General features: G+C 75.3%; 3 protein-coding genes and 1 pseudogene. 2 read left to right on the plus strand and 2 right to left on the minus strand.

All coding sequences use genetic code 11. The features are described from left to right. Window positions 1-161: 161 nt before the first annotated feature. A complete protein-coding gene (locus VR44_RS10770) occupies window positions 162-1,424 on the minus strand; it encodes a DUF4192 domain-containing protein (RefSeq protein WP_094191548.1) in 1,263 nt (420 codons plus the stop codon). A gap of 132 nt (window positions 1,425-1,556) precedes the next feature. Between VR44_RS10770 and VR44_RS10775 the strand changes: the two genes are divergently transcribed. Together VR44_RS10775 and VR44_RS10780 are read left to right on the plus strand one after the other, a co-directional pair. After that, window positions 1,557-3,716 (plus strand): RecQ family ATP-dependent DNA helicase, encoded by a 2,160-nt coding sequence (locus VR44_RS10775; protein ID WP_045947209.1) that lies wholly within the window; start codon window positions 1,557-1,559, stop codon window positions 3,714-3,716. Window positions 3,717-3,931: 215 nt separating this feature from the next. Continuing rightward, a complete protein-coding gene (locus VR44_RS10780; protein ID WP_045947206.1) occupies window positions 3,932-4,558 on the plus strand; it encodes a hypothetical protein in 627 nt (208 codons plus the stop codon). Between the two features lie 137 nt (window positions 4,559-4,695). Here the strand turns inward: VR44_RS10780 and VR44_RS10785 are convergent. Beyond that, window positions 4,696-4,994: pseudogene (locus VR44_RS10785) on the minus strand (hypothetical protein); the annotation flags it as partial.

The raw sequence follows: 4,994 nt of genomic DNA on the forward strand, positions 1-4,994 counted from the left end.
GACCCCCACCGCCCACCGGCTGAACGCCCCCGCCCCCGCCCGGGTCACGGGACCCGCCGACGGCGGCCCGCAGCGGGTGGCACGCGGACGGCGCGCGGAGCCGCCCGGCGCGCTCCACGGCCGCCGCAAGAAGCGGCCCGGCAGCGGGGCCTGACGGGCGCTCACTGCCCGTTCCCCTCTGCGCGGCGGGAGGGGCGGCGGCGCGGTGCGGTCCGGCGGCCGGGCGGGCGCGTGGTGGCGGCCTCCCGCTTGCGGCGGGGTTCGCGGCGCCTGCGCTCCTCCCGCAGGCACTGCCGCAGCCCCTCGGGGTCGATCCCCTCGTTGCAGGCGTGGTGGAGCAGCTGGGCGAACCGGTACTCGGCGTCGGCCCGCAGGGCCAGCCCGAGGGCGATCCGGGCGGTCGGCTCGTCCCCGCTGGACCACGAGACCCAGCCGGCCAGGGTGAGCGGGGCCGCCGCGTGCTCCGAGTAGGCGCCGACGCAGCGCCGGGCCAGGGCCCGCCACAGGCGCAGGGCGGGGGCGGCCTCGTCGCCTTCCATCCACTCGGCGGCGATGTCGCGGATCGCCCTGTCCTGGAGTCCGAGGATCACGGCGGCGGCCTCGTCGTGGCCGAGCAGCGCGTCGTCCCAGTCGTCCGCTCCGGGCCCGCCCTCCGCGGGTGGGGCGAGGGTCAGCCGCCGCATGAGGGTGCGGGCCAGGCCGAGGGTCTGGGCGCCGACCTCCTCGCGGGTCTCCCCGTCGAGGATCCGGGGCACGAGGGATGCCGCGGCCCGCTCGAGCGCCTCCTCCTGCTCCGTGGCCCAGGCCCCGCCGAGCGGGGCCATCCGCTTCTCGATCTCCTTGAGGGAGCCGCGGACCTGGAGCCCGGCGAAGGTGGCCGCCGCGGCCATCACCGAGGTGCCGGCCGGGGCCAGCGGCGTTCCTTCGGCGGGGCAGCAGCCTGCCTCGGGGCAGACGTAGGACCAGTAGCGGCCGCCGGAGAGGCACAGGGCCTCCAGGACCGGGACGTCCAGGGCTCCGCAGGCCGTCCGGAGCCGCTGGGCGAGCGGCCGCAGCCGGGTCATGACCCGCTGCCCGCTCTCACCCCCGGCCGGGTCCTGGCAGAGGAAGACCACGATGCCGTCGGGCTTGTCCCCGCGCCGTTCGCCGCCCTTGATCAGGCATTCGGCGACCTGGCGGGCGGTGTCCTCCCATTCGGCGGGGGCGGTGGGGATGCCGACGCGGAGCCGGCCGCCGAAGCGGCCGCACGCGCCGTGGACGGAGACCATGACGAGGGAGTCGGTGGGGTGGAAGCCGAGCATGTAGGGCAGCGCGTCGGCCAGTTCGGCAGGGCTGCGCAGGGTGATCTGGGGTTCGGTGGGGGCTCCGGCGGGGCTGATGGACGGCCGGCCGGACGGGCTGCGTGATTCGTGGTTCGTCGTCATGCCTCGAAGGTCCCGTGCGTGATCCGATCCGGAAACCCCTGTGGATAACTCCCCGGGCCGTTCAGCCTTCAACATCCACAGGGCGGCGTCCGCATTGGCGCGATGTCAGAGGGATCGGGTTGCATGGGGGGCATGAACGCAGACCTGAGGTCCTCCGCAGATTCCGTACTCGCCCGCCTCGTGGGCGACCCCACGGGCACCGCGCGGCTGCGCGAGGACCAGTGGCGGGCGATCGAGGCCCTCGTCGCGCACAAGCGGCGGGCCCTGGTCGTCCAGCGCACGGGCTGGGGCAAGTCCGCGGTCTACTTCGTCGCCACCTCCCTGCTGCGAGCGAGCGGCGCCGGACCGACCGTGATCGTCTCCCCACTGCTCGCGCTGATGCGCAATCAGGTCGAGGCCGCCGCCCGCGCCGGGATCCACGCCCGCACCATCAACTCCTCCAACCCCGAGGAGTGGGAGGGCATCCAGGCCGAGGTCGCGGCGGGTGAGGTGGACGTCCTGCTGGTCAGCCCGGAGCGCCTCAACAACCCCGAGTTCCGCGACCAGGTCCTGCCCAAGCTGGCCGCTGCCACGGGCCTGCTCGTGGTCGACGAGGCCCACTGCATCTCGGACTGGGGGCACGACTTCCGCCCCGACTACCGCCGGCTGCGCACGATGCTGGCCGACCTCCCGCCGGGCGTCCCGGTCCTGGCGACGACCGCCACGGCCAACGCCCGGGTGACGGCCGACGTGGCCGAACAGCTCGGCACCGGGGCGGGCACGGACGCCCTGGTGCTGCGCGGCCCCCTGGACCGCGAGAGCCTGAGCCTGGCCGTGGTGACCCTGCCCGACGCCGCGCACCGCCTGGCGTGGCTCGCCGACCACCTGGCCGACCTGCCGGGCTCCGGGATCATCTACACCCTGACGGTGGCCGCCGCCGAGGAGGTCACCGCCTACCTGCGCCACCGCGGGCACACGGTTTCCTCGTACACCGGCAAGACCGAGAACGCCGACCGCGAGCAGGCGGAGAACGATCTGCAGGCGAACCGGGTCAAGGCCCTGGTGGCCACCTCCGCCCTCGGCATGGGCTTCGACAAGCCCGACCTGGGCTTCGTGGTGCACCTGGGCTCGCCCTCCTCCCCCATCGCCTACTACCAGCAGGTCGGCCGCGCCGGCCGTGGTGTCGAGCACGCGGAGGTGCTGCTGCTCCCCGGCCGCGAGGACGAGGCGATCTGGCAGTACTTCGCCTCGGTCGCCTTCCCCCCGGAGGAGCAGGTGCGCCGCACCCTGGACGCCCTGGCCCAGGCCGGCCGCCCGATGTCGCTCCCGGCCCTGGAGCCGCTGGTCGACCTGCGCCGGACCCGGCTGGAGACGATGCTCAAGGTGCTGGACGTGGACGGCGCGGTCCACCGGGTCAAGGGCGGCTGGACCGCCACGGGCGAGCCCTGGGTGTACGACGCCGAGCGCTACGCGTGGGTCGCCCGCCAGCGGGCCGCCGAGCAGCAGGCGATGCGCGACTACGCCGCGTCCACCGGCTGCCGGATGGAGTTCCTGCGCCGCCAGCTCGACGACGAGGAGGCCGCCCCCTGCGGCCGCTGCGACAACTGCGCGGGCGCCCGCTTCACCGCGGCGGTCTCCGCCGCCTCACTGGACACCGCCCGGGGGGAACTGGGCCGTCCCGGAGTGGAATTGGAACCGCGCCGGATGTGGCCGACCGGGCTCGCGGCGGTGGGCGTGGACCTCAAGGGGCGGATCCCGGCCGGCGAACAGTCCGCGCCCGGCCGGGCGCTGGGCAGGCTGTCCGACATCGGCTGGGGCAACCGGCTGCGCCCGATGCTGGCCCCCCAGGCACCCGACCAGACCGTTCCGGACGACGTGGCCCAGGCCGTGGTGGCGGTTCTGGCCGACTGGGCCCGGGGACCGGGCGGTTGGGCCTCGGGCGCCGAGGACGCCCCGGCCCGGCCCGTGGGAGTGGTCGCGCTGCCCTCGCGCAGCCGCCCGCAACTGGTCGCGTCGCTGGCCACGCGGATCGCGGAGGTCGGACGGATCCCACTGCTCGGAGCCCTGGAGTACACCGACGAGGCCCCGGAGTTCGGGCTGCCGTCCTCGAACAGCGCCCAGCGAGTCCGGGGGCTCCACCAGGCCTTGACCGTGCCGCCAGGCCTGGCGGCGAGCCTTGCCGAGGTCCCTGGTCCGGTGTTCCTCGTCGACGACCGCGCGGAGAGCGGCTGGACCCTCGCAGTGGCCGCCCGGCTGCTGCGACGAGCGGGGGCTGGGGGGGTGTTTCCGCTGGTGCTCGCGCTCCAGCCGTAGCGGAATGAGTCGTCTCCGGCGTGGCGGGGCAAGGATATGAGCGGCATACCGGCGAATTCCGGTCCGCGTCGCCAAATGCTCATTGCCCCACCGTCGCGGGCCACGCGAGAATCGGAGTGCTCCCGCTCGGCTCGTCGGCACTCTCCTGGGCCGCGCTGCGGCGCGCCCACACCTCAGCCGTGCCCGTTCGCGGGCGTGTACCCGAAGGGAGGACCGTGACCTTCGGATTCGCTCCGCCCGCGACCGCGTCCCTGACAACGGCCACTGGTGGCGCCAGCCGGCACGGCCGTCTGCTCGAACCCTCCGAATGGACCGCCGCTGGGGTACCCCTGCTGCGCAACCCGCGCGAGGTGGTCAGCGGCCTGCACTCCCGGCACAGCCCCGTGCCCTCCACCGCCGTCATAGCCGTGCTCGGCCCCGAGGAACGGCTCGTCGCCAGCGCCTCGTTCGTGCAGCGCTCGGCCTCGGCGGACGGCTGGGAATACCGCAACGCCCTGCTGTCCCGGCTGCGCCGGGTCATCCCGCACGACCTTCGGCGGCGGACCCCGGTCCGGACGGCGGTGCTGATGTACTGCCGCGACGGCGACGAGCGGTGGACCGAGGAGGACGGGGCCTGGATGTGGGGGCTGCGGGACGCCTGCACCCTGCACGGGCTGCGCTGCGGCGCGTACATCACGCTGACCCGCGGGGGCTGGCAGGTGCTGGGCGAAGGCCGTGGTGGACGGCACCCCAGCTCGGAATCCCGGCCCGAGCGGCTCGGCTCCATGACCGAGGTCGCGCCCCTGCCCCTGAGCACCGCCGGCGGGATGGTCGAACCCCTGCGCCGGGCGGCCGCCCGCTAGGCCGAGGGCCCGTCAGGACAGGGCCCAGGCCCGCACGGCCGCACTCCCGTGGAAGGGGGTACGGCTGGTCGGGCCTCGGACCTCAGCGGGGCCGGCACCGGCCCGCCCCGCCCCTCGCCCGTACGGGAGACGGGGCGTCAGACGCCCGCACCCAGCACGGAGTTGATCTGCTTCGCGTCACCGCAGACGACGAGCAGCGCACCCGCCCGGGCGAGCGCGACCGGCAGCGCCGCGGCCGTCGCCCCGGCCGGTCCGCCGTTGGCCGCGAAGACCACGACGGGGCGGCCGGCGGCCCGCTGCACGTGCGCCGCGTCCGCGTAGAAGACGTCGTCCCCGGCGTCGTGCTGGGCCCAGTAGGAGGCCTCGCCGAAGGACAGCTCGTGCGCGGCCCACGGGTGCGGGTCGCCGGTGGTGATCACCAGGATGTCGCCGGGCG

The sequence above is a fragment of the Streptomyces katrae genome (genome assembly GCF_000966975.1).
GTDB classification, from domain to species: Bacteria; Actinomycetota; Actinomycetes; order Streptomycetales; family Streptomycetaceae; genus Streptomyces; species Streptomyces katrae.